Genomic DNA, 25798 nt, shown 5'->3' on the forward strand with positions numbered 1-25798 from the left:
CTGTTCACGCTCTCGCGGGCTGCTAAGCTACTCGCATGAGCCGTATCACCGCCGCCCTCGCCGCCCTTGCCCTGCTGGCCGCCGCCACGCCCGCGCCGGCCCAGCAGCCGACGCCCGAGACCAATCCGTCCGGCGTCCTGTTCTGGTCGCCCGCCGATCGCGAGCGCGCCTTCCGGACGATGGACACCATCATGCCGCACGCGCCGGTGTCACGCGGCGACGGCCCGGTCCGGCCCCTGCCGCAGGGCGCGCCCCTTGATCTCGACCCGGCCGCTTACATGGTGGATCAGCGGGTCGCCGGGGTGCTGGTCCTTCAGGACGGCAAGATCAGGCTGGAGCGCTACGGCCTGGGCATCGACGCGGACACCCGCTGGGTCTCCTTCTCCATGACCAAGAGCCTGACATCGACCCTGGTGGGCGCGGCCTTGAAAAGCGGCGCCATCGCCTCGCTGGAGGATCCGGTCACCCGCTACCTGCCCGCCCTCGCCGGCGGCGGGTATGACGGCGTGACCGTTCGTCAGTTGCTGACCATGACCTCGGGCGTCGCCTGGAACGAGGACTATTTCGACCCGAACGCCGACGTGGCCCGCTTCCTTCAGGAGCCTCCGGTTCCCGGACAGGACCCCGTGGTGACCTATATGGCCCGTCTGCCCCGGGCGGCCGAGCCCGGGACGCGGTGGCGCTACTCCACCGGCGAAACCAATCTGGTCGGCGCCCTCGTCGCCGCGGCCGAAAACAAGCCTCTGGCCCAACTGCTCAGCGAACACATCTGGTCGCGCGCGGGCATGCAGGCCGACGCCGTCTGGGCGCTGGATCAGGGCGGGCGCGAGATCGGCGGCTGCTGCGTCTCCGCCGTGCTGCGCGACTGGGGCCGCATCGGGCTGATGGCGCTGGAGGACGGCGTCCTCGGCGGCGAGCGCATCGTCCCCGACGACTGGTTCGCCCAGGCCGTCCGCAAACAGGCGGAAACCGGCGAGCCCGGCGAGGGCTATGGTTTCCAGTGGTGGACCCAGGACGACGGCGTCTATGGCGCTTACGGCATCTTCGGCCAGAGCATCCGCGTCGACCCCGAGCGCAGGCTGGTCATCGTCCTGCTGTCCGCATGGCCCCAGGCCGTGGGCCGGACCCAGAGCGCCGCCCGTCGCGCCTTCTTCGCCGATGTCGTCCGCGCGGTGGACGCCGCGCCGCAGCCGTAAACCCCGACCGCTGTAGCGGTCAGCTCAGGCCAGCACCCTCGTCCAGACCCAGCATCAGGTTCAGGTTCTGGACCGCCGCGCCGGACGCGCCCTTGCCGAGGTTGTCCAGCAGGGCGACCAGACGCACCTGCTCCCCGCCGCGATCGCCGAACACATGCAGGCGCAGGCGATTGGTGCCGTTCAGACCTTCAGGGTCGATCCCGGTCATGGCCTCGGTCTCCTCCAGCGAGGCGACCTCGACGAAGCGCTGACCCGCATAGGCCTCGACCAGCGCGCCGTGCACCACCTCGACCGAGGGCGAGCCCGGCAGAGCCGACAGATGCAGCGGAACCTCGACCAGCATCCCCTGCCGGTACGATCCAACCGCCGGGGTGAAGAGCACCTTGCGCTCCAGCCCCGTGTGCGTCGTCATCTCGGGCACATGCTTGTGCTTCAGCGTCAGGCCATAGGCGCGATAGGCCTCGGCCTCGCCGCTCTCGAACTCGGCGATCATGGCCTTGCCGCCGCCGGAGTAGCCGCTGACCGCATTGACCGTCACCGGCCAGCCCGCCGGAATGATCCCCGCGCTGACCAGAGGCCGCACCAGACCGATGAAGCCGGTCGGATAGCAGCCGGGGTTCGACACCCGCGTCGAGGCCGCGATCTTGTCGCGCTGGTCCGGCGCCATCTCGGCGAAGCCGTAGGTCCATTCCGGATCGACGCGATAGGCGGTCGACGCGTCAATCACCCGCGCCTTCGGGTTTTCGATCATCGACACCGCTTCCTTCGCCGCTTCGTCCGGCAGGCAAAGGATGACCGCATCAGCGCTGTTCAGCGCCTCGCGCCGCGCCTCGACGTCGCGACGGCGATCGCCCAGCAGCAGCAGTTGAAGATCGGCGCGCGCTTCCAGACGCTCGCGGATCTCCAGCCCCGTGGTTCCGGCCTCGCCGTCGATGAAGATGGTGTGGGTCACGATAGAACTCTGCTCAGCGCCGGAGAGCACGCTCGCCCGCCGGGGGTCACGCACATAGGGCCGGTTTCGGATCGACGCCAGAGTTTCCGCCCTTGGCCGTGCGCCGGACTTCAGAACAGCCCGCGCGCCGTGATCTCCTGCTCGATCAGCCCGGCCAGCACGACTTCGTCCGCCAGTGACGGATGCCAGTCGCAGCCCTGCAGCTCCAGGCCGGTGAACGGCACGACCGTCGCCAGTCCGGGCGTCCGCCCGTTCACCGCCTCGGCCACCTGACGAACATCCCCCACAAAGGCGTCCCCGCCCATCAGGATGAAGCGCGCTTGCGGCTGCCGCCCGGCCAGTTCGCCGAGGAAGGCCACATAGCGCTCACGATAGGCCGCCCGCAGACCCGCATCATCCGCCCAGCGCTCATCGGAATGCAGGGGCGTCGAAAAATCGTTGGTGCCCAGGTTCACGACGATGACCTGCGGCTTCCAGTCGCCCGGTGCCCCGTCCAGCGCCTCGGCCATGTCCGGCTTCAGTCTTCCGTACAGCTCCGGCAGACTCAGATCACGCGACCCGCCGTCATAGTTTCGCACGATGCCGAAGCCGGAATAGGCGTTGATCCGGTAGTCCGCGTCGAAATGGCGGGCCACGCGCGGCCCAAAGGCGCTCTGGGTGTCCGTGGTCGCCGTGATCTCGTCCGGCGAGCACGTCCGCCCGCGCGCGGTATTGCCGTAGCCCACGGTGTAGGAATCCCCGATGAACTCGATCTGGCGCGTCTTCGGGACAGCAGGGAGCGCATGCCCCGCGCCGATCACCTCGAATCCGATGAACCGCCCGCCGCCCGTCTGGCTTTCGCCCTGCTTCTCCAGCCGCACGACGTGGTCGCCGACCGCCATCCCGGTCAGGGTCAGGTCGACCGCGCCGGCCTGCCGGAACACCGCGCGCTCCTGCCCGTCCAGCAACAGTCGCATACCACCGGCCGGAGCCTCAAAGCGGACCCGTACCGCCTCGCCGTGGAACCGGCCCTCGAAGTAAACGCCCGGCCAGCCGAAGCGCAGGCTCCCGTCCGCCTCATGGATCACCCGCCCGCCCATATGCAGCGGCAGGGGCTCGTCCGCGACCGCAGGCGTCGCCGCGACGGCCAGAACCGCAGCGGCGGCGGTCATCAGTGTCTTCAGCATTCTCAGGCCGTGAAGTCTTTGGTTTGGAGCGCCTCGGCCACCGCGCGGATCAGAGCTTCGGCGGCGACCGGCTTGGACACCGCGCCACAGAACCCTTCCGCCCGGAGGTCGGCTTCCAGACCTTCTCCCGCATCGGCCGTATAGGCAAGGATCGGCGTCAGGCGGTTCGGCCCGGCGCCCTCGCGGATCGCCTTCAACGCCTCGCGGCCGCCCAGCCCCGGCATCCGCATGTCCATCAGGATCACGTCATACGTCGTCCGTCCGGCGCACTCCACGGCGGCCAGACCGTCGACCGCGTCCTCGACCTCGACCCCCATCCCGCTCAGGAAGGCGCGGGCCAGCTCGCGGTTGGCCGGGTGGTCGTCGGCGATCAGCACCTTCAGTCCACCCACCTCGGCCGCCGCCATCGGGGTCGTCGCCGGCGCGACTTCCCGCTCGGCGCGCGGCGCGGGAATGTCGAACCAGAAGACGCTGCCCTGTCCCTCGACGCTCTCCGCGCCGATAGCGCCGCCCATGGCCTCGGCCAGACCCTTGCAGATCGCCAGCCCCAGACCGGTGCCGCCGACCGCCTTGTTCTGGGCTCCGTCCACCTGCGAGAACCGACGGAACAACCGGTCCAGCTTGTCCGCCGGAATCCCCGCCCCGGTGTCATGGACGGCCACGCGCAGCCGCTCGCTCTCCGGCGACCAGCGGACCTCCAGGCGCACCTCGCCGGTGGCCGTGAACTTCACCGCATTGCCGACCAGATTGAGCATGATCTGGCGCAGACGGTCCGCATCCGCGACCACCGGCGGGGCCGGATCGGCGTCCAGCGTCAGGGCCAGATCCTTCGCGCCCGCCTGCGGCGTGAACAGCTCCAGCGTGGCCGCTGACAGCGCGACGACGTCCATCGGCTGGGGCCGGATCACGACCTGCCCGGCTTCCAGCTTGGAGAAGTCCAGAATGTCGTTGACCGTGCACAGCAGGGCCCGGCCCGCATTGTCCACCCGCCCGATGTAGCTGCGCGCCGCGTCTGGCAGGTCCTGCTCGAGGGCCAGTCCGGTGAAGCCGATGATGCTCGTCAGCGGAGTCCGCAGCTCATGGCTCATATTGGCCAGAAACTCGGACTTCACCGTCGCGGCGGCCTCGGCCTCGGCGCGGGCCAATTGCAGCTGCGTCTCCAGCGACTTGCGGCGGGAGATGTCACGGATCACCACCACGGTCTCGACCGGTCGCCCGGCGTCGTCGCGGATCAGCTGCATCCGGGTCTCGCCCCAGACCTCACGTCCGTCACGATGCAGCAGGCGATGCTCCAGTGTCGCCGAGTCCAGCCCCCGCCCCATCTCGGCGAAGGTCTCGTCCAGTTGCGCGCGGTCTTCGGGATGTACGAAGGCCGCCGCCGACCGACCCGCCATCTCGGTCGGCGTCCAGCCCAGCAGGCGCTCGATGGCCGGCGAAATATAGTTCGATGAACCGTCCAGCTGAACCCGGGCGATCACGTCGGCGGCGTGATCGGCCAGCAACTTGTAACGGCCCCGGCTGCGCTCCATCACCGCCATCGCCTCGCGCTGGTCAGTCACATCCTGGAACACCCCGAACATCGCCGGAGACCGGCCGTCCAAGGACAGTTCCGCCGCCCCCTTGGCCACCACCCGGCGCTTCACCCCGTCGGCCCGGGTGATGCTGAGCTCGACCGAGAAAGCCCCCTCGCCCGCCATGGTCCGCTCGCAATGCTGCGACAGGATTGCGCGATCAGCCTCGGGGTAGAAGTTCAGAGCGCTTTCAAAGGTCGGGCTGTAGGTTTCCCGGGTCAGGCCGTGGATCGCGTAGACCTCATCGGACCAGACGACCTTCTGATCCATCATATCGACCCGCCAATGGCCGACACCGGACAGGCCCTCGACCATGGCCAGCATATGCTGGTTCTCGCGCTGCAACCGGTCCGCCCGCGCCCGCTCCAGCTCCCCGACCACCAACCGCGCCAGATCACGCAGTCGGTCCAGCAGGGTTTCGTTCGGCCTAGGTCGCGGCTTGGTGTCGATCACGCAAAGGGCGCCCAGACTGGCGCCGTCCGACGCGGTCAGCAGGGCCCCGGCGTAGAAGCGGACGTTCATCGACCCGGTGACGTTCGGATTGTCCACAAAGCGGGGATCCTGCGTGGCGTCCTCGACCACCATCACCGCATGCGCGGGCAACTCCAGGGCGTGAACACAAAACGAATCCTTGCGCGGCATGGAACAGACATCGACGCCGCACACAGCCTTGACCCACTGGATCTCGTCCTCGATCAGGGTCACCAGCCCGATCGGGCAATCCATCAGATGGGCCGCAAGCCGCACCGCGCCCTCGATCGCCGGACCCGGCGGGGCGCCGATCGCTCTCAGCGAGCGAAGAGTCGCGAGGCGTTGGGCTTCGTCCATTGGAACTCTCTCGGGTACGCCCGGTGAATTCTGGAGGACCAAAGCTGACGTTTCGTTAGCGCGCTGACGATCTCAACTCGTCGGCGGCGTCGCGATCACGACCGGAGGCGCCGAAAGTTCCGTCGCCGGACTGACCCAGGCGTCGCCGCCGAGAACCCGCTGACGGCCCAGTTCGAACACCCGCGTCATCGACTCATTGTCAAATTTCAATGACGACGCATCCTCGTCCGCCGGGATGGAGGCGACCCTGAAGGTCACGCCGTTGCGCTCGGCGAAGGCCGCGTTGGCGGCTATGAAGGTCCGCGCCGTCGCCTTGCTCATGCTCTCGTAGGTTCGCGTCAGGATGGAGGACAGGTTTCCCCGCACCACGCCGGACGTCCGCCCCACCTGTCCGTTGACCACCACATAGAGCGACGCCCGCTCCGCGCCGGGGAACCGGTTGGAGGTCGCCAGCAGTTCTTCGGGCACGGCGAGGAAGGGCATGTTCACCCCGCCGTCCACATGCATTTCCTGAACAATCTGATCGCCTTGCAGCGATGAAATCAGAACCGGCGGGAAGACGCCGGGAATGCTGGCCGACGCCACCAGCACTTCACGGAACAGCACCAGCGCCTGCTCGTCGCCCTGACTGGCCAGCTGGCCCATGTCCCAGATGACCGACTCCTGGGTGTCCAGATTGGTCGTCACCACCAGCAGCCGCCGCCCCTTGGCATGCTCCACCGCGATGGCGCGCAACAGCTCGGGCGTGACGTTCTGTTCGACCAGCCGCCGCAGCGGGGCGGCGCTGAACATGCTCGGGCCGACCAACCCCGCCAGCGCGCGCGGACTCAGGATGCTGGAGGCGCCGCCGCCGGTATAGGCCTCGCGCAACTCGTCGTCCCAGTCAGAGCCCAGGAAGGCGAACGGAGCCGAAAGCGCGCCCGTGCTGATGCCGGTGACGATGTCGAACTCGGGCCGGGTTCCCATCTCGGTCCAGCCGATCAGAAGCCCCGCGCCGAACGCTCCGTTGGCCCCGCCGCCGGACAGCGCCAGCATGGCTCCGCTGCCTTCATGTGAGGCCAGCCGCCGGGCCACGAGGTCGATGACCTCATGCTCCAGCACCTGATCGCCGGGGCGAATGCGGGGGTCTTCTGTCGGCAAGACCGAGGCCTCGACCTGGCGCAGGGGCACCGGCTCAAGTCGCGCCACCGTGCCACAGGCCGACAGGGTCATCGCCAGCGCGACGATGATCCCGATACCCGGCCATCCGCTCAGTCCTGATGGGCGAACCATGATCCTCTCCGGCCCGCCCCGATCATCCCGACCGGGGCTCGCGAGGAGGAATGCCTAACAGCACAGGTTGGTTCGCGCCATCACATCGGACCGGTGTTCTGACGCGGACTATTTCCTGTCCGGCAGGTTGCTCCAGATGGAGACGCCGCCGACCACCAGCATGAAGACGGAAAAAAGGCCGACGATGGCGATGACGACGGGGACAGCGGATTCGGGCATGACAGGCTCCTGTTCTGCCCGCCTTCTCCACCCGCACCCGGAGCAACGCCTTGATCAGGATCAAACGGCGACGCTGGCGGAGCGCAAGATGGACAACAGCCGGTCCTGATCAGGCCTCAATCTCAACGCCGCCCTGATTGGCCGAAGCCAGATAGGCATGACACGCCCGCGGCAGCTCACACCGCAGCCGATCCAGCGTCTCCTCGGACGGATCGGCCTCCATGACCACCCGAACCGATCCGCCCAGGATGGCCGTCAGCATGAAGGCCGCGGACGGCCGATCCTCGAACCGGGCCTCGGGCGCGTGGGCCAACAAGTCCTCGAACAGGCCGGACAGCATCTTCGCGGCCCGGTTCATGTGTTCCGACAGATCGAACTCGGCGGCGATGCCGTAGATGGCCCGCGACGAGACCATGTCCGCCAGCTTGGCGTCGAGCCAGGCGGCCGACAGCCCCTCCGCGATCCCCTTCAGATCACTCCCCCTCAGTCGCTCGGCCGCCGCGCACATCGCCGCCTCGATCAGCGCCATCTGCCGTTCGACGATCCCGAACAACAGGGCCTGCTTGTGCGGAAAGTACTGGTACATCGTTCCGACCGAGACACCCGCCCGTTCGGCCACCCGCGTCGTCGTCAGCCGCCCGACGCCCTCGGCCAGCAAAACCTGAATGGTCGCCTGCCGGATCGCCTCGATGGTGGCGGCGGATCGGGCCTGTCGTGGCGATTTGCGGGGCTGCAGCAGCGCGGGCCGGGGCCGGTTCAAATGCGAATTCCAAACCTGAAGGATGCTTCATATTCTGAAGCCTCAGTTCACCCCCCACAAGGAGTTTCCCATGCAGACCGTCCTCATCACCGGCTGTTCGACCGGCTTCGGCCGCGAGGCCGCGCTCCATTTCCTCGAAAAGGGCTGGTCCGTCGTCGCGACCATGCGCAACCCGGCCGCCGGCGACCTTCCCGCCTCCGACCACCTGCGGGTGCTGCCGCTGGATGTCACCGACCCTGACAGCATCGCCGAGGCGGTCGCCGCCGCCGGCCGCATCGACGTGCTGGTCAACAACGCCGGCATCGGCTGGCTGAACGCCATCGAAGGCACGCCGATGGAGGCCACCCGCCGGGTGTTCGAGGCCAATCTGTTCGGCGCCATCGCGATGATGCAGGCGGTGCTGCCGGGCATGCGCGCCCAGCGCTCGGGCGTCATCGTCAACGTCAGCTCCAGCTCGACCTACAAGCCCCTGCCCCTGCTCTCGGTCTATCGGGCCAGCAAGGCGGCGATGAACGCCCTGACCGAGTCGGCGGCGCCCGAACTGGCCGAGTTCGGCATCCGCGCCCGCGTTGTCCTGCCGGGCATGGCGCCGTCCACCGCCTTCGCCGCGAACGCGCAGGAACAGGTCTTCGGCGCAGGTGGTTTCCCCGAGGCCTACGCCGACTTCACCCAACGCACCATGGCCGCCCTCCACGCCGCCACGGCCGGCCCGGTCACCGTCGCCCGTGATGTGGCCGAAGCCGTCTATCGCGCCGCCACTGACCCGGCCTGCCCGATGCTGCTGCCCGCCGGCCCCGACGCGGTCGCCTGGGCCACCGGCGAATAATCCCACAAGAAGTACCGGCCTGACGGTCTATCCCGGGCACCGCGCATCGCTGGTGCGACTGAGCAGGCCGATATCCTCCACCGAAATCCGCGCAGCGCCCGACGACCGCAGGGCGAACGGCGTATCGACGGCGGTCACGCCCGCCCGGTCTGGATTGAAACAGGCCAGCGGAATGCGGATCGCTGTCCAGACCCCCGGTCTGGCGTCAGCCAGCAGGGGTGCGAGATCAATCCAGTCGCGGCCAAAACCGAGTTCGAGCGGCCCGGACAGCGGACCATCCAGTCGAACGGACAGCCCCAGGACCATGTCCCCATTACGTTGACGTGACAAATCGACCGTGGGTCCGGTGATCCTCATTTCCGCCCTGTCGCTGAACGCAAGGGCGGCCGCGCTCTCCTGGGCCGAGCCGTCGGTCGGGCGAACGCTCACACGCCCGCGGGGACTCGCCGCCGCCAGGATGGCTCCCGCCCGACTGTCGCCGCCCTCGTCCCGAAGAATGAGCGACCAGGGCGGCAACACCCGACCGTCAGCATAGTAGCGGTCGGCGTTCCCGCGACCCGGCGCGACGCCGGCCTCTTCGGAAAGACGGCCAACAAACGCCGGCCGGGCGTAGCTGAGGCCGTAGCCATAGGAGAATTGGGGGTCATAGCCCGGCGTTCCGACGTTCAGCACCTCCTGCGCGGCGCTCTTCGGCCACGAGAAAGACAATCGGCCGGAGAAGTCGAAGCGCGTGCGGCCATCGGGCCCGGCGACCAGGACATCGGCGACGCCCCCGCCCTCCGTTCCGGGGAGCCAGGCCGCGACAAAGGCGTCCGAGGCGTTGATCTCCGGATTGGTCCAGAGCGGGCGACCGCTCAGGAAGACGGAGACCGTCGGAATACCGGCGGCCTTGTAGCGCCTCAGAAGCGCCAGCGGCGTCTCCGGACCAAAGTCGAGGGTCTCGATATCGCCCTGAAACTCCGCGTAGGGCGTCTCTCCAAACACGACGATGGCGACGTCCGGACGCGTCCGCCAATCCCCGTCGGCGCTGAGTTCGGCCTGTCCCCCGCTCGCTTTCACCGCCGCCTCGAGACCGGCCCATATGGAGGTTCCGCCGGGGAAGTCAGCATTGGTGGTGTCCGCCCCCTGCCAGGTCACCGTCCAGCCGCCGGAGGCCTGGCCGATCGAGTCCGCCGCATCTCCGGCGACGAGAACGCGGGCGCCGGGCCGGAGGGGGAGCACGCCATTGTTCTTGAGCAGGACGAGGGATTTGCGGACCGCCTCGCGCGCCAACGCGCGGTGGGCCGGCGAGCCCAGGATGTCAGCACGGCCCTCCAGCGATCGGTCACGATCAAACACCCCCAGCTTGAACTTCACCCGGAGAATCCGGCGCACCGCATCGTCAACGCGCGCCTGCGGTATCTGCCCTGAGCGCGCCTGGGCCAGGGTGTTTGCGTACAGCCCGCGCCAGCTGTCGGGCGCCATGAACATGTCCAGCCCGGCGTTGATCGCCTCGGGACAGCTTTCATTGCCGCAACCCGGGATCTGTCCGTGAGCATTCCAGTCGCCGACGACGAAGCCCTCGAACCCCATCCGGTCCTTCAGGACGTCGGTGAGCAGGGAACGGTTTCCGGTGATCTTGACGCCGTTCCAGCTGGAGAACGACGCCATCACCGTCAGCACGCCGGCGTCAATGGCGGGGACATAGCCCTGGGCGTGAATGGCGACGAGTTCGGCTTCCGGAATGACGGCGTCGCCCTGGTCCACCCCCCCGGCGGTGCCGCCGTCGGCGAGGAAATGCTTGGCCGATCCGGCGATGTGGTCAGGGCCGAGCGGGCGGCCGGGGACAAGAGCCCCCTGCAGGCCGAGGGTCATCGGCCCGGCATAGCTGACGACAATCTCGGGATTTTCGCCGTAACCTTCATAGGCGCGCCCCCACCGGTCGTTGCGCGGCACCGCCAGTGTGGGCCCGAAAGTCCAGTCCGCGCCCGAGGCGGCGACTTCCTGTGCGGTCGCCGCACCGATGCGCCGGATCAGATCCGGGTCGCGCGCGGCCCCCAGGCCGATGTTGTGCGGAAACAGGGTGGCGCCGACGATATTGTTGTGCCCGTGGACCGCGTCGATGCCGAACATCAGAGGGACCGCCGCCCCGGGCCGGGCCGCCGCCGCGTCGCGGAACGCCCGGGACAGCGAGACCCAGTCCTGAAGGGGCGCGCGCTCGTTACCCGCGGGCGCCGAGTTGCCTCCCGCCAGGATCGAGCCGATCGGGTAGGTCGCGAGATCCGCCGGGGTAATTGAGGCGATGTCGGCCTGAATCAACTGCCCGACCTTCTCCTCCAGCGTCATGCGCGCCATCAGGGCGTCGATACGGGCCTCGGTCGCGGCGTCGGTGATCGCCGCCGGGCTGGCGGCGACCGGCCAGACGGCGGGATCGGCGACAGCGGCTCTCGGCGAAGGCCCGCCGGTCGAGGCGCAGCCGGCCAGGACGGCGGACAGCGCGATAGCGGAGACGAGCGCTCGACGGGACGCGGGCATGGGGGACCTCAACACGGCTCGGTACGGACAAGGAAAGGGCGGCGCGATCCGGAGATCCGCGCCGCCCCAGGGTCAGGAGACTAGAAGTTGGCGCGCAGACGCACGCCGAAGGTGCGCGGCTGGTTCAGGAACAGCACATTGACGACCTGATCGGACACCAGCTGCTTCTCAACGACGGTCTCGTCGAATACGTTGTTCACATAGCCCTCGACGCGGTAACGACCGCTGGACGGCTCCCAGCCGGCGCCGAGGTTGACCGTCACATAGCCGCCCTGCCGCCCCCAGAAGCCGCCGTCGCGGGCTTCGGTGCTGCGCAGATAGGGGCTGGTCAAGGGCGCGGTCGGATCAATCGTGGTTCCCGCCACCGACGCCTTGAAGGCGTCATAGGCCGCCTGCCCCGCCGCATCTCCGGGCCGCGCGGTGAACTGGATCACCGGAAGCTCATTGTAGATGTTGAGGTAGTAGGACGAGCGGTAGTTGGCCAGCAGGTGGAAGTCCGCCCGGCCGCCGAACAGATCCATCGTCTGCTGCAGGTGAGCGTTCAGATTCACCTTCGACACGTTCGGCAGGTCGTTGCCCCCGATATCGATGTTGAAATTGGGCGTGCCGTCGCCGTAGTCGGTGCCGCGGGTGTCCGTCAGCGACCCTTCGTCCGCCTGGGCGTCGATATAGGCGCCGATGATGTCCAGCCGCATGCCGAACGGCAGGTCGAAGCGGGTCTCGAGCTCGAAGCCCTGGATGGTCGATTGGGCGACGTTGATGTTCTGCTGCGAGAAGCCGGCGCTGGCCCCGCCCGGGCCCGTGCCGAGCGATACCAGGGTCTGGAAGACCTGGTCGGCGTAGTCATAGAAGAAGATGTTGGCGTTGACGTCGATCCGGCCGGTCGCGGGACGGAAGGTGTTCTTCGTGCCCAGCTCGAACAGTGTCACCGATTCCGGCGCGAACGTCGGTGCGGTCGAGACGCCGTTGACGACGATGGTGTCGTTGAATCCGCCGGACTTGTGACCCGTCGAGACGGTTCCGTAGAACAGGTTGTCGGGGGTGAGATCGTACTCGAAGCCCAGGCGATAGTCGCTGAACGAGTCCTCGTAGGAGCCGACCTGCTCGCCCGGGGCCGTGATCTGGAAGAAGCTGTGCTGGCCGTTGGCGGGGCAGACCTGCCCGCCGCCGCCCGGCTGGGTGTCCGGACGGTTGATGCAGGTGCCGTTGGGGCGCGAGCCGTCGGCCACCCCCGCGATCTGGTCCAGGAAGGTGTCGCGCGCGCCGGGCCGGAAGGCGCCGGCGAAGTAGCGCGCCGCCGCGGCGTTATCGCCCGGGGTCGGCGGAGCGTAGCTGTCCCGACCTGTGAAGATCGGGCGGAAACCCTCCGTGCCCAGACGGGAGGTGAAGCAGCAGTTGAAGGCTTCCGACCCGAGGCCGAGCGACCAGTTGCCGCCGATGCCGCGCCGGGACTTGTTCTCCTCCGTGTAGCGATAGCCGGCCTTCAGGCGCAGCTGATCCGTCACGGGATAGGTGATGTCAAAATAGGCGGCGAACGAATCGGCCTGCACGTCCGGGAAGGTGAACTCGGTTCCGGAATAGAACTGTCCCTTGTCGACCACCGACAGGAAGCCGACCTGCTGGCTTTCCTTGAAGTAGAACAGGCCGGTCGACCAGACCACCTCGGCGTCGGGCGCGGAGGACAGGCGCAGCTCGTGCACATCGGATTCGGACAGGGTCAGCCAGTACTGGGTGCCGAAATTGTCGTAGTCCACATCGCCCGCGCCGTATCCGGGACGCACCACGCCCTCGTTGGCCGCATTGACCTGATAGTAGTCCACGCTGCGTCGGCTGGCGGTGTACTCAAGCACAGCCGGGCCGAAATCATAGGAGGCGTTGAGCGCCAGACCCCAGTTGTCATTCTCCACCAGGCCCTGAGGCCCCCGGTAGAGAACCTCGCGCAATTCCAACTGGTCCGGCGTGCCGCCGCCGACCAGGCCGTTGCGCACGTTCGTCGCCGGATAGCCGGTGCCGCGCTCGGACTCGAAGTCGCCCATGAAGGTCAGGCGGAAGCGGTCATTGGGCTGGTAAAGGTAGGTGGCGCGAGCGGAGAACAGCTGCTGCTCGCCGGTCGGATCCAGACTCTGATCGTTGCCGACGTTCTCGTAGGCCGTGCCGCGATCCACTCCGTAGACCGCCAGACGAAGGGCCTGATCCTCGCCGATCGGCATGTTGACGGCGCCTTCGTAGCCGTAGGTGTCCAGATTGCCGACCTCGCCCTGAACAAAGCCCTCGCTCACGCCGAGCCGCGGCATATTGGGGATGATGTTCAGCGTGCCGGCGACGGCGTTGCGGCCCCGCAGGGTGCCTTGCGGTCCCTTGGCGACCTCGACGCGGGCGAGGTCGAAGAAGAGACCGCCCAGACCCCGGGGACGCGGCAGGTAGACGCCGTTGAGGTGGGTCGCCGCCGAAGGGTCGCCCAGCTCGGTGTTGTTGGCCGTGCCGACACCCCGGATGTAGATCTGGACGTTGCCTTCCTGGTTGGCGATCGACAGGCCGGGCACAGCCGACTGCAGATCCTCGATCTGGTCGATGCCGACCGCCCGGAGGTCCTCGCCCGAGATCGCCTGGGCGACGCCGGCGTAGTTCTGCAGCGTTTGTTCGCGACGCTCGGCGGTGACCACGACTTCGCCCAGGTCAGCCGCCTCTTCCTGCGTCGCCGGCTGCGGACGCGTCTGGGTGGCCTCGGGAGCTGTCTGGGCCGCGGCGACGCCCGCGCTCAGAGCCAACGACGCGCAACCGAGCAGCAGCGAGCGTTTGAATTCGATCATGATCTTTCCTCCCCGTGGATCCTGTTCTTCAGGATTCCATCGTGCCGCGCCCGGAGGCGCCCGTTTCCCTGGCTCAAACTGTCCTGTTTTGACAGCGCTGTCAAATTCAGCCCGAAAATCACGGCGTCCCTTGGGACGAGCGCCGGACTATAAGGGAATAGGACACTTCCTCGGCCTGCCCGGGAGCGCCGCGGCTTCCGGGGAGGAGCAGCCGGGTGGCCGCGGCCGCCATCTCGGTGACGGGCTGACGGATGGTGGTCAGCGGCGGAGTGCTCAACATGGCGCTGGGCGTATCATCGAACCCGGACACGGCCACATCCTCCGGAATCCGTACCCCCATGGCGACCGCCGCGTTGAGAACGCCAAGGGCCATGTCGTCGTTGCTGGCGAAGATCGCCGTGGGCCTGTCCGGCAGACCGAGACCGAGCAGTTGCTCCCCTGCCCGCCGCCCGGATTCGAAGGTGAAGTCTCCCTCGACGATCAGCCGGGCGGGTGCCTCCAGTCCCCGGGCCCTGAGAGCCGTCTCGAATCCCTCCTGACGCCGACGGCTGGCGGCGTAGCTCGCCGGTCCGGACACGAAGCCGATCTTCCGGTGCCCGAGGGCGATCAGGTGGTCGGTCATGTCGCCGGCGGCCTGACGATCGTCCATGAAGACACGCATGCCCCGCTCGGGATGGGTTTCCGCGCCAAGGCGGACGAAGGGCGTCCCGTGGCGTTCCAGAACGTCCATCACCCGGGGATCATCCGAGTTCGGCGGCGTCAGCAGAACGCCGTCCGGGCGGAGCGCCCGCAGGAGGGACGACAGGCGGGTCTCCAGACTCTGCGAGCCGTAGTCGATCAGTTCGACCATGAGGTAGTGGTCGGCCCGGCGGCACTCCACGAGCGCGCCGTACTCCAGACGGCTCAGATAGTCGTTGCCCCGACCGCTACGCCAGTGCTCGAGCGTCAGCTCGGCGTCGACGAAGGCGGCGATCAGGTAGGAAGAGGCTCCCGCCAGCGTCCGCGCCGACAGATTGGGGCGATAATCGAGGGTTTCAACCGCCGCGCGGACCTTCGCCGCGAGGGCGGGGCGGACATTGGGTTCACGGTTGAGGACGCGGGACACGGATTTGATGGACACCCCGGCAAGGGCGGCGACATCGTAGATCGTCGCGCTCATCGTGGCGGCCTTCTTCCCGGGGCCGCGACACGCGACCGAACTCGCCTGATATGCCGTGGAGAGTTCGGCGCACGCAAGATTCCCCTCGCATCCGGACGAGGCTTTCGACATGGTCCGCCCCCATGAGGGCATCCGTGGATCCCGGGCCTGACCCCGAAACGCCTGTCAGCATCAGCTTTATCGCCCTGCTGACCTGGGCCAACATCGGCGCCTTTATCGCCTTCGTACCGCTTCTGAGCCTTCTCGTGCCGTTGCGCGCGGAGGTGCTGGCGCCCGCCGACAAGGTCGGCCTGCTCAGTCAGGTCGCCCTCTGGGGCGCGGTCGCCGCCAGCCTGGCCAATATGGCGGTGGGCTGGGCGAGTGACCGGACGCGGCACCGCTGGGGCCGCCGCCGCCCATGGATCGCCGCCGGACTGGCCGGGCTCGTTCTTGCTTACGCCCTGATCGCCGTCGCGGCGTCGCCCGGCGCCCTGATCGTCGGCGTCGTGGCTTTTCAGGTGGCCTTCAACATGATGTTCGCGCCCCTGACCGCCACCCTGGCGGATCGGGTGCCGGACCGGCAGAAGGGACGCGTCTCGGCCTTTCTCGGACTGGCCGCTCCCATGGGCGCGGTGAGCGGCGTCCTGATCACGGCGCCGGGAGACGGGGTGCTGCGAATGGCCTTGCTGACCGGTCTGGTTCTGACCGGCGTTCTGCCCTTCCTGCTGGCTTATCGGGAGCCGGTTCGCCCCGCCCCCGAAAGCACGGTCGCGAGCCGCGGCGCGCTTTCCGCCGACTTCGGCTTCGCCTGGACCTCGCGTTTCTGCCTCCAGATCGCGGCCAGCGTCGTGAACGCCTACATGCTCTACTATCTGGCGGACTACGCCCGCTATGCGGAGCGATTCCCCGGATCGACCGTCGAGTCGGGACTGGCGCGCTTGATCGCCCTGTCGACGGTGCTGATCGTGGCGGCGGGCTTCCTGGGAGGGCTGGCCTCGGACCGTTTGAACCGCCGCCGCGCCTTCATTCTTCTGGCCGCGGCCCTGATGGCCGCGGGTCTTTCGGTGTTCGCGATCTGGCCTGACTGGCCCGGACCGCTGGTCGGCTACGCCCTGTATGGGGTGGGATTCGGCATTTACAGCACGGTGGACGCGGCCCTGGTCGCGCAGGTGCTGCCCTCGCGCCGTGACGCCGCGCGGGATCTCGGCGTAATGAACCTGACCAACACCCTTCCGGCGGTTCTGGCGCCTCTGCTTGCCCTGGTCGCGCTGGGGCCGGACCGACAGGGCTGGCCGATCCTTATGGGCGCCGCCGCCCTTATCGCCGTACTAGGCGGCTTGACCGTTCTGGGCGTGCGTCGTGTGCGTTGATCCTGCCTTACCTCTTCTCGCCGCGTCTTGACGCCGACGGCCGCTCACGATTGCCTGCGCCGCGTTCCATCCGCCGGAGTCATCCGATGTTCCGTCCACTGGGCCAGATCTTGCTGGCGATCGCCCTGTGCCTCGCCTCCCTCTCGACAGTGACGGCGGCGGAGCGTCCCACCGCGCGCGAGGCGGCGGACGGCATGGGCAAGGGCTTCAATCTCGGACAGATGTTCGAGAGCAGCCAGCATCCGCCGACGCTCCTGACCGCCCGTCCCAAGATCGACGCCTATTATGCCCGGGGCTTCCGCGTGGTGCGTATCCCGGTGACCTGGACGGAGTCCGTCCACGGCTCGACCCTGGCCGATCCTGACACCGGCCGCCTCGATCCGGACTCGTCGCGGCTGGCCCAGCTCGAGGCCGTCGTCGACTACGCCCTGTCCCGTCCCGGACTTTATGTCGTCCTCAACGCCCACCATGAAACCCGCTTGAAGGACGGCGCGCGGGGAGAAGTGCTCGCGGCGCTCTGGGCCGACATCAGCGCCCGGTTCGCCGACCGGGACGGGCGGCTGATCTTCGAAATCCTGAACGAGCCCCATCTCAGCGACAAGACGGCGATGGCGCCGGCCTCCCTGCGGGCGATAACCGGTCTGGCCTATGCGCGCATCCGCCAGAACGATCCGCGACGGCTGGTGGTGATCGGCGGAAACCAGTGGTTCGGCGCGCATGAAATGGCCTTGACCTGGCCCGACCTGGCCGCCGTTGGCGGTGGACAGGACCGCTATCTGATGGCGACCTTCCACCACTACGATCCCTGGACCTTCAGCGGCGACAATCAGGGCGACTATGCCGACGCATGGACCGACGCGAACATCGCCGATCCGATGGCGACGATGGCCGCCTGGGCCTCCACCATCGGCGGGGGCATGCCGGTCTTCATCGGCGAATGGGGCGTCGGCTGGAAGAGCACCCTGCCCGCCATGGACTGCAACAACATCAGGCTCTGGTACTCGCGTTTTGATGTCGTCCACGCGCGCGCCTTCCAGATGCCCACGGCGGTCTGGGACGATGGCGGCTGGTTCCAGCTCTACGATCACGACACCGGAGCGTTCTCCAGCAACCTGATCGACTGCCTCGACGGCGCCTGCCTCTGGACAGGCGGCGAACGCTTCGGCCCGAACTGCGGCTGAGTCAGACCACGGCGCCGACCGCCCGTGCCGGTGCCCCGTCCCGCGTCAGCGAGGACTTGCAGGGAGCGCGTGACTCACTCCCACTCGATCGTCCCCGGCGGCTTGGAGGTTACGTCGTAGACGACGCGGTTCACGCCGCGGACCTCGTTGATGATGCGCGTGGCGGTCTTGCCCAGCACATCCCAGGGGAACGGGTAGAAGTCGGCGGTCATCCCGTCGGTCGAAGAGACAGCGCGCAGGGCCAGCACCTTCTCGTAGGTGCGCGCGTCGCCCATCACGCCAACCGTCTTGACCGGCAGCAGCACGGCGAAGGCCTGCCAGATGTCGTCGTAAAGACCCGCGTTGCGGATTTCTTCCAGATAGATGGCGTCGGCCTGTTGCAGGGTGGCGACGGCGTCCGGGGTGATCTCGCCGGGGATGCGGATGGCCAGCCCTGGTCCGGGGAACGGGTGACGGCCCACGAAGGCGTCGCTCAGGCCCAACTCGCGGCCCAGCGCGCGGACCTCGTCCTTGAACAGTTCCCGCAGCGGCTCGACCAGCTTCAGCTTCATATAGTCCGGCAGGCCGCCGACATTGTGGTGGCTCTTGATGACGTGGGCCTTGCCGCTGGACGACGAGACGCTCTCGATCACGTCCGGATACAGGGTGCCCTGCGCCAGGAACTCGGCGCCCTCGATCCTGGCGGACTCGCGATCAAAGATTTCGATGAACACCCGGCCGATGGTCTTGCGCTTGGTCTCGGGGTCCGACTGACCGGCCAGCGCGCCGAGGAATTCCTTCGACGCATCAACGTGGATCAGCGGAATGTTGTAATGCTCGCGGAACAGGGTCGTGACCTGCTTGGCCTCGTCCTTGCGCAGCAGGCCGGTGTCCACGAACACGCAGGTCAACTGGTCGCCGATGGCTTCGTGGATCAGCACGGCGGCGACCGAGGAATCCACGCCGCCCGACAGGCCGCAGATCACCCTGGCGTCGCCGACCTGTTCGCGGATCTGGGCGATCTTTTCGTCGCGATAGGCCGCCATGGTCCAGTCGCCCTTCAGCCCGGCGATGCCGTGGGTGAAGTTCTTCAGCATCTGGTGGCCGCGCGGGGTGTGCATCACCTCCGGGTGGAACTGCACGCCGTAGAAGCGGCGCGTCTCGTCGGCGATCACCGCATAGGGCGAGCCCGACGATGAGGCGACGACGTCAAAGCCTTCGGGGATGGCGACGATCTTGTCGCCATGGCTCATCCAGACTTCCTCCTCCTCGCCCACCGGAGCCAGACCGGCCAGCAGGGGCGAGGTCTTCTCGACGGTGATCGCCGCACGTCCGAACTCGCGGGTGTGGCCGCCCTCGACCTTGCCGCCCAATTGCTCGCACATGGTCATCTCGCCGTAGCAGATGCCCAGCACCGGCACGCCCGCCTCGAACACGCCCTGCGGCGCGCGCGGGCTGCCTTCCTCGTGCACGCTCTCGGGCCCGCCAGACAGGATGATCGCCGCCGGCTTCATGGCCGCCATCGCCGCCTCGGCCTTGGCGTAGGGATGGATCTCGCAATAGACGCTCGCCTCGCGCAGGCGACGCGCGATCAGCTGGGTCACCTGACTGCCGAAGTCGACAATGAGAACTTTCTGGTGGGTCGGCTGGGTCATGCGAGCGATTCCGGGGAGGGCGTGGAATGGGCGGGGTCTTGGCGGTCTGAAACCGCAATAGCAAGGGCGGCGAGGCCGTCGGCCTCCAGCACGGCGATCAGACGATCCAGCGCCGTCGCCAGGTTCTCGTCCACGTGGTGCAGGGTGGAGGTCCAGTCCTCCAGCGCCTTAAGTTCGGCGCGTCCATCCGACACCCCGCGCAAGGCGACCAGAGGCAGGCCGAAGGTCTGGCAGGCGCGCAACAGGGCGAAGGTCTCCATGTCCACCATATCGGCGTCGATGGCGTCATAGGCCGCCCCGGAGACGACATTCCCGCCGGTGGACAGGCTCGCCGTCGGCACGCCCGGGATCGGGCACGGCAAGGCCATCACGGCGGGGAGGTCCAGCAAGGGCGTCTTGCCCTTCTCGAAGCCGAGCGCGCTGGCGTCCATGTCTCGATAAGAAACCGACGACGCCTGATAGACCGCCGCATGCTCCAGCGTCGGCGAGCCGCACGAGCCCAGCGACAGCACCAGATCGGGCAGGTCTCCCCTCGCCTCCAGCCGCGCCAGTTCGGCGGTCAGGGCGATTGCGCCCTCGACCGGACCGATACCGGTCATCAGCGGCTGGATGCGCGCCTTCAGATGGACACCGTACTCCGCCGGGGCCGCCATGACGCAGAGGACCGACACGTCGCCGTATCGCTCCATGCGCCAGGCCCCGCTCACGAAGCGCGCTCGTACAGGGCGACGAAGAAACCGTCCGTGTTGGTCGAAGCGGGCGACAGACGCAGGCGATGCCCGTCCGCCTTCGCCGCCAGCGTCGCCGCGCCGTCGCCGTTCAGCGCCGCATCCGACAGGGCCGAGGCCACCGTCACCGGCTTGAACTCCGGATGCGCCGCCTCGAAGGCCGCGACCGACGCCTCGTTCTCGCGGCTCAGCATCGAACAGGTCACATAGACCAGACGCCCGCCCGGCTTCACCAGCTGGGACGCCTGCGACAGGATGCGGACCTGCAACGCATGCAAGCGCTCCACCTCCTCGGTCGTCAGACGCCACGCGTCCTCCGGACGCCGCCGCCAGGTGCCCGAGCCGCTGCACGGCGCATCGACGAAGACCACATCGGCCTGACCGTTCAGATCCTCGATCCCGCCGCCGTTCTGGCCCAGCAGGCAGAGGTCCGCCGCCACGCCCGCGCGGGTCAGGCGAGGCCGGATGTTGTCCAGACGCTTCTGCACCACGTCACAGGCGACCAGCGTGCCTTGCGCCTGCATGGCCTGGGCCAGCGCCAGCGTCTTGCCGCCGCCGCCCGCGCAATAGTCCACGACCGTCACGCCCGGCCTGGCGCCGGCCAGCCACGACACGATCTGGCTGCCTTCGTCCTGGATCTCGACATGGCCCTGTTTGAAGGCCTCCAGCGCCTGCACGTTCGGCGGCGGCTCGCTGGGCAGGCGCAGGCCGAAGGTCGAGAACGGCGTCGGCTCGGGCGACAGACCCGCTTCCTTCAGCTCGGCCTCAACATCGGCGGTCGTCGCCAGCAGGCCGTTGACCCGCAGGTCGATCGGCGCGCGCGGCGCCATCAGCTCGCGCGCCTCCTCGGCCCAGCGCTCGCCGTAGGTCGCCTTGAAGTCCTCGACCGCGAACTCGGGCAGGCCCGACGCGACCCAGCCCGGCAGTTCGCCTTCGCCGGCGGCGGTCAGGCGCGAGCGCTCCTGCTTGGACAGCGGACGGGGACCGTAGCCGTCGCCCGAGTGCAGGGCCTCGATCTCGTCCAGCGACAGGCCGTCAATCAGGCTCAGGCTACCGATCACCAGCGCCCGGCCGTCCTCGCGCCCGCCCATGGCCCAAACCAGGCGGCCGCGCGCGCGCAGCACCTTGTAGACCCGGTCGGCGATGGCCCGCCGGTCCTTGGACCCGGCATATCGGTTGGCCGTCCCCCAAGCCTTCAGCACGGTTTCAGCGGGCTGACGCCCCTGGGCGATGCTGTCCAGGATGGAGGCGGCGGCGGCGAGACGGGCGGCTGGGGTCAATTCAGATCTTTCAGACGAACAGGGCGGCGATGACCATCAGCAGTCCGCCGGTGGCGATCAGCCAGACCAGCGAACGAACATAGGGCACGCCGAAGGCGTAGAGCGGGACATAGATCAGCCGCCCGAAGAAATAGAGGTGCGTACCGAGGGCGGTCAGGAAACCGAACTTGCCCTCGATGCTCGCCATGAGGACCGCGCCGATGAACAACGGCAGGGTCTCCAGCAGGTTGTTCTGCGCCCGCTTCAGGCGGCCCGCCAGCTTGCCGGAAGGCTGGGCGTCGCCATCACGCGGGCCCGCGTTCCACTTCCCGCCCAGTTCCGCCGTGCTGGCCATGCCGGCCGCCAGAATCTGGGCGAGCGCCAGAATGAGAGTGAAAGCCAACAGAATGAATTCAGGCGTCATATCCATGGCTTGCACTCCCTTGCTCAGCCCTGACGATAGTTCGGAGCCTCCCGCGTGATCATCACGTCATGGACGTGGCTCTCACGCAGACCGGCGCCGGTGATCCGCACAAAGCGGGCCCGTTCCTGGAAATCCGGAATGGTCCCGGCGCCCACATAGCCCATCGAGGCGCGCAGGCCGCCGACCAGCTGGTGCAGGACGGGGCTGATCGGCCCCTTGTACGGGGTCTGGCCCTCGATGCCCTCCGGCACCAGCTTCTCGGACGACACTTCCTTCTGGAAGTAACGGTCCGCCGAGCCCGCGCCCATGGCGCCGACCGAACCCATGCCGCGGTACGACTTGTAGCTCCGGCCCTGATACAGGAAGACCTCGCCCGGGCTTTCGTCGGTGCCCGCGAACATCGAGCCCATCATGGCCACGTTGGCGCCGGCCGCGATGGCCTTGGCCAGATCGCCCGAATACTTGATGCCGCCGTCGGCGATGACCGAGGCGCCGGTGCCCCTGGCCGCGCGGGCCGAGTCCATCACGGCGGTCAGTTGGGGCACGCCCACGCCCGCGACGATGCGGGTGGTGCAGATCGATCCCGGCCCGATGCCGACCTTCACGGCGTCGGCGCCCGCGTCGATCAGAGCGCGGGTGGCGTCATAGGTCGCCACGTTGCCGGCGATGATCTGCAGGCGGTTGTTCTCGCGCTTGATGCGCTCCACCACGGCGGCGACCGAGGCCGAGTGGCCGTGGGCGGTGTCGATCACCACCACGTCGCAGCCCGCGTCGGCCAGCGCCATCGCCCGCTCGAAGCCGGAATCGCCGACCGTCGAGGCGGCGCCGACCAGCAGGCGGCCCTGCTCGTCCTTGGCGGCGTTCGGGAAGGCCTGCGCCTTCTCGATATCCTTCATGGTGATCAGGCCGACGGCCCGATAATCCTCGTCCACCACGATGACCCGCTCGATCTTGCGGGTCCGCAGCAGTTCGCGGGCCTCGTCGCGGCTGGCGCCCTCGCGCACCGTGATCAGGTCGCCGGTGGTCATCAGCGAGGCGGCGGTGACGTTCAGGTCGCTCTCGAACCGCATGTCGCGGTGGGTCAGCATCCCGACCAGCCTGCCCGTCTTCGGATCGACGACCGGGAAGCCGGTGATCTTCTTGCGCTCGACGATCTGGCGAACCTCGCCGAGCGTCGTCTCGGGGCCGACCGTCACCGGATTGACCACCATGCCGCTTTCATAGCGCTTCACGGCGCGGACCTGATCGGCCTGCTCCTCGATGGTCATGTTCCGGTGCAGCACGCCCAGACCGCCGGCCTGGGCCATGGCGATGGCCAGACGGCTTTCGGTCACCGTGTCCATGGCGGACGACAGCAGCGGGATGTTCAGTCTGATGTCGCGGGTCAGCTGGGTCGAGACATCGACCATCGCCGGCATGAACTCGGACGGGCCGGGTTCGAGCAAAACATCATCGAAGGTGAAGCCTTCGCGTATCTCCATGAGGAGTCTCCGTTTTGCGGGCCGCGTATAACCGCACCGGGGGCGGAACCGCAAGGCCCGAGGCGGGCTATTGGACGGATAAGAAAAATTGCCTTGCGTCGCGAGGCTTTGGCCCCAATCTGTCGATAATGGTTCGCATCTTGTTCAACACGGCCCGCCGCCTTGCGCTCAAGATCGCGAGCTATGGCGTGATGCACCTTCTGGTCGCCATCCTGGTGGCCTTCGCCATCACGCGCGACTGGCGTCTGGCGCTGGCGGTCGGGGTGGTCGAACCCTTTTTCCAGACCATCGCCTATTCGATCCACGACCGCGTCTGGCACCGGATCGAACGTCGCCGCATGCTGTCCGGCGTCGAGGAGGCGTCCGAGGCCGTCACCGCCCGCCTTGGCCTCATGGACCCGGCCGAGCAGACGCGCGCCCACGGTCATCACGGCCACGGCCACCATGGCCACAGTCACGCCCTGCCCCGCTCGCTGAAGCAGATCGCGCTGAAGTCGATGACCTACGGCGCCATGCACTTCACGGTGGCCGTTCTGGTCGCCTTCGCCCTGACGCGGAACATCGGCCTGGCCCTGACCATCGGTCTGGTCGAGCCTCTGGTGCAGACGGTCTTCTTCACCATCCACGACCGCATCTGGACGGCCATCGAAGCCCGCAAGGCCAAGCGGGCCGAGGAACTGGCCCAGGCCTGAGCGCTCCCTCAGGGCCTCAGATTGCCATATGCCGTGCAGCCCCGGCGATGGTCGCCCGGCCGGTTCTCCGTATCGCGGCACATCAGCGACGCCAGCCCCAGATGACCGGCCTCGCGCCGGACCTCCCATACCACCCGATCACCGCGCACGCCCAGCAGGCCGACGTCGGCGATATTGTCCGATCCGTCGCCCAGCTTGACCGCGATCACCGCGAAATCGGGATCGACCGGATCACGATGGATACGAACGCCGCGCCGCCTGCCCACGAAGGCGTCGACCCCGCCCGGCAGGATCGATCCCGGCTCGACCGAATCCAGCAGGGCGCCGCCCTCGCGGTCCGCCCGTGACTCTTCCGCCCGCTGGAACGGCACGAACGGCAGCACGGTCAGCCCGACCATGGCCCAGATGATATCGGTCCCGATGTCGCCGGACCGAGCCGTCTGCTCCGGCAACTGCATGCACAGACTGGTCACCGACAGATCGGCGGGCGACGGCGGGAGGCGCTCCAGCACGCCCAGACCATCCGACAGCGGCAGCCGCCCCATCCCCACCGTCATCGGCGACGGCGGCTGGGGCGCCAGAATCCGGGCTTCGACCGAGTCCCGCGTCGCGGGACTTGCCGGACCGGTGCGGCGCGGAACCGGCATCTCGGGGTAAACCCCGGTCAGCACCCCGTTCTCGAACACGTACCAGCCCCGGCTACGGCGCATCAGTTCGGCGTGGGGATTGGGGTCCGGCTCGTCCGCCAGCGGGGGGACCTCCGGGAAACCCGTCACACACACCCCGCCCCGGGGCCAGGCGCGCTGGAAGCGTTGGGCGGGATAGATATCGACCCGGCGTCCGCCCTCAAGGATGCGCACGGCGTCGGCCTCGACGACCTCGCCCGGCGCGCCGGTCATGAGGCCGACCTCGGCGGGTGTACGTCGCAATAAGTCGGCTACCGGAACGCGCACCGGCGGCAGGGCCGTGGCCTGCATCGCGCCGATCAGGGCCAGGGCAGCGACACTCATCGCTTGTTCAGCGCCACCAGAAACACCTCGGCGCTATCCTTGCGGCTCGATTCCGGCTTCACGTATTTCACCGTCTCGAACTCCTCGCGCAGGCGCGCCAGAACGCCCCCGGCGTCGCCGCCCTGGAAATTCTTTGACACGAAGGCCCCGCCCGGCCGCAGGGTGCGGATGGCGAAGTCGGCGGCGATCTCGATCAGGGCGATGATCTTCAGGTGATCCGTCTTGCGATGGCCGACCGTGTTGTGGGCCATGTCCGACAGCACCAGATCCGGCGGCCCGCCCAGCAGGTCCATCATCTGTTGATCCACGCCCGGATGGGTGAAGTCGGCCTGGATCAGCTCTGCACCCGGAACAGGCTCGATCGGCAGCAGGTCCACGCCCACCACCGCCCTGGCGCCGCGCTTCAGCGCCACCTGCACCCAGCCGCCCGGCGCCGCGCCCAGATCGATCACCCGGCTGCCCGGCCTGATCAGGCGGAAACGGTCGTCGATCTCGATCAGCTTGAACGCCGCGCGCGAGCGCCAGCCCTCGGCCCGCGCCTTCTCGGACCACTTGTCCGACAGCTGGCGCTTGATCCACTGCTGGCTGGACATCGACTTGGTGTCCGCCGTTTTCATCTTGGCGCCCATGCCGCGCCCGGCAGCGGTTCCGCCGGTGGGCGGTTTCACCATTCTGCGGCGTTCGGCGGGCTTTTCGTCTTCACTCATGACACCCACATAGCCGCGACAGCGTTTGCGGGCTATGACCCCGCGACATTTCAAAGGAGC

Annotated in this window: 20 protein-coding genes; 5 read left to right on the top strand and 15 right to left on the bottom strand. The window is 68.1% G+C overall.

The genetic code is table 11. The annotated features are described in order from the left end of the window. Positions 1-35: 35 nt before the first annotated feature. The gene (locus tag FKQ52_RS09200; RefSeq protein ID WP_141626908.1) at positions 36-1196 is read left to right on the top strand and encodes a serine hydrolase; all 1161 of its coding nucleotides are present in this window, start codon (positions 36-38) and stop codon (positions 1194-1196) included. 19 nt (positions 1197-1215) lie between these two features. Here the strand turns inward: FKQ52_RS09200 and argC are convergent, their stop codons facing one another. From argC to FKQ52_RS09225, 5 genes are all read right to left on the bottom strand, one after another. Continuing rightward, positions 1216-2148, bottom strand: a complete 933-nt coding sequence (argC, locus tag FKQ52_RS09205; RefSeq protein ID WP_141626909.1) for an N-acetyl-gamma-glutamyl-phosphate reductase — start codon at positions 2146-2148, stop codon at positions 1216-1218. 110 nt (positions 2149-2258) lie between these two features. After that, entirely contained in the window at positions 2259-3314 is a 1056-nt protein-coding gene (locus FKQ52_RS09210; protein WP_141626910.1) for an SGNH/GDSL hydrolase family protein, read from the bottom strand. A gap of 2 nt (positions 3315-3316) precedes the next feature. Further along, on the bottom strand, positions 3317-5713 hold the full coding sequence (locus FKQ52_RS09215; RefSeq protein WP_141626911.1) for an ATP-binding protein: 2397 nt from the start codon (positions 5711-5713) through the stop codon (positions 3317-3319). Positions 5714-5785: 72 nt separating this feature from the next. After that, on the bottom strand, positions 5786-6985 hold the full coding sequence (locus FKQ52_RS09220; protein WP_141626912.1) for a patatin-like phospholipase family protein: 1200 nt from the start codon (positions 6983-6985) through the stop codon (positions 5786-5788). 328 nt (positions 6986-7313) lie between these two features. Then, positions 7314-7964 carry a TetR/AcrR family transcriptional regulator gene (locus FKQ52_RS09225; protein ID WP_168196821.1) on the bottom strand — a complete coding sequence of 217 codons (651 nt, stop codon included), beginning with the start codon at positions 7962-7964 and terminating at the stop codon, positions 7314-7316. Positions 7965-8034: 70 nt separating this feature from the next. Here FKQ52_RS09225 and FKQ52_RS09230 point away from each other — a divergent pair, with 70 nt between their 5' ends. Then, entirely contained in the window at positions 8035-8790 is a 756-nt protein-coding gene (locus FKQ52_RS09230; protein WP_141626914.1) for an SDR family oxidoreductase, read from the top strand. Positions 8791-8817: 27 nt separating this feature from the next. Here FKQ52_RS09230 and FKQ52_RS09235 read toward each other — a convergent pair whose 3' ends face one another. From FKQ52_RS09235 to FKQ52_RS09245, 3 genes are all read right to left on the bottom strand, one after another. Beyond that, positions 8818-11304: a glycoside hydrolase family 3 protein gene (locus FKQ52_RS09235; protein WP_141626915.1), complete on the bottom strand. Its 2487-nt coding sequence runs from the start codon at positions 11302-11304 to the stop codon at positions 8818-8820. An 80-nt stretch (positions 11305-11384) separates the two neighbouring features. Then, the gene (locus tag FKQ52_RS09240) at positions 11385-14114 is read right to left on the bottom strand and encodes a TonB-dependent receptor (protein WP_141626916.1); all 2730 of its coding nucleotides are present in this window, start codon (positions 14112-14114) and stop codon (positions 11385-11387) included. A gap of 118 nt (positions 14115-14232) precedes the next feature. Next, the gene (locus tag FKQ52_RS09245) at positions 14233-15273 is read right to left on the bottom strand and encodes a LacI family DNA-binding transcriptional regulator (protein WP_141626917.1); all 1041 of its coding nucleotides are present in this window, start codon (positions 15271-15273) and stop codon (positions 14233-14235) included. Positions 15274-15407: 134 nt separating this feature from the next. On the opposite strand from FKQ52_RS09245, the gene FKQ52_RS09250 reads away from it, so the two are divergent. Further along, positions 15408-16622: an MFS transporter gene (locus FKQ52_RS09250; protein WP_168196822.1), complete on the top strand. Its 1215-nt coding sequence runs from the start codon at positions 15408-15410 to the stop codon at positions 16620-16622. An 86-nt stretch (positions 16623-16708) separates the two neighbouring features. Beyond that, positions 16709-17803, top strand: coding sequence for a glycoside hydrolase family 5 protein (locus tag FKQ52_RS09255; protein WP_141626919.1), 1095 nt, complete (start codon positions 16709-16711; stop codon positions 17801-17803). A 74-nt stretch (positions 17804-17877) separates the two neighbouring features. Here the strand turns inward: FKQ52_RS09255 and guaA are convergent, their stop codons facing one another. The 5 genes from guaA to guaB are packed head-to-tail and all read right to left on the bottom strand — an operon-like array spanning position 17878 to position 23329. Further along, positions 17878-19437, bottom strand: a complete 1560-nt coding sequence (gene guaA, locus FKQ52_RS09260) for a glutamine-hydrolyzing GMP synthase (RefSeq protein ID WP_141626920.1) — start codon at positions 19435-19437, stop codon at positions 17878-17880. Continuing rightward, entirely contained in the window at positions 19434-20144 is a 711-nt protein-coding gene (locus tag FKQ52_RS09265) for a 5'-methylthioadenosine/S-adenosylhomocysteine nucleosidase (RefSeq protein ID WP_240811606.1), read from the bottom strand. Before FKQ52_RS09265 ends, guaA begins: the two co-directional genes overlap by 4 nt. After that, positions 20141-21445, bottom strand: coding sequence for an RsmB/NOP family class I SAM-dependent RNA methyltransferase (locus FKQ52_RS09270; protein ID WP_141626921.1), 1305 nt, complete (start codon positions 21443-21445; stop codon positions 20141-20143). Before FKQ52_RS09270 ends, FKQ52_RS09265 begins: the two co-directional genes overlap by 4 nt. Before the next feature lie 10 nt (positions 21446-21455). Beyond that, on the bottom strand, positions 21456-21854 hold the full coding sequence (locus tag FKQ52_RS09275; protein ID WP_240811607.1) for an MAPEG family protein: 399 nt from the start codon (positions 21852-21854) through the stop codon (positions 21456-21458). A gap of 17 nt (positions 21855-21871) precedes the next feature. After that, entirely contained in the window at positions 21872-23329 is a 1458-nt protein-coding gene (gene guaB / locus FKQ52_RS09280; protein WP_141626922.1) for an IMP dehydrogenase, read from the bottom strand. A gap of 128 nt (positions 23330-23457) precedes the next feature. On the opposite strand from guaB, the gene FKQ52_RS09285 reads away from it, so the two are divergent. Then, a complete protein-coding gene (locus FKQ52_RS09285) occupies positions 23458-24021 on the top strand; it encodes a DUF2061 domain-containing protein (protein ID WP_141626923.1) in 564 nt (187 codons plus the stop codon). An 8-nt stretch (positions 24022-24029) separates the two neighbouring features. On the opposite strand, the gene FKQ52_RS09290 is transcribed toward FKQ52_RS09285, so the two are convergent. Then, positions 24030-25031 (bottom strand): hypothetical protein, encoded by a 1002-nt coding sequence (locus FKQ52_RS09290; RefSeq protein WP_141626924.1) that lies wholly within the window; start codon positions 25029-25031, stop codon positions 24030-24032. After that, positions 25028-25738 carry an RlmE family RNA methyltransferase gene (locus FKQ52_RS09295; protein ID WP_141626925.1) on the bottom strand — a complete coding sequence of 237 codons (711 nt, stop codon included), beginning with the start codon at positions 25736-25738 and terminating at the stop codon, positions 25028-25030. The genes FKQ52_RS09290 and FKQ52_RS09295 overlap by 4 nt, the downstream gene beginning before the upstream one ends. Positions 25739-25798 lie beyond the last annotated feature (60 nt).

This window comes from Brevundimonas sp. M20, from assembly GCF_006547065.1.
In the GTDB taxonomy this organism is placed as follows: domain Bacteria; phylum Pseudomonadota; class Alphaproteobacteria; order Caulobacterales; family Caulobacteraceae; genus Brevundimonas.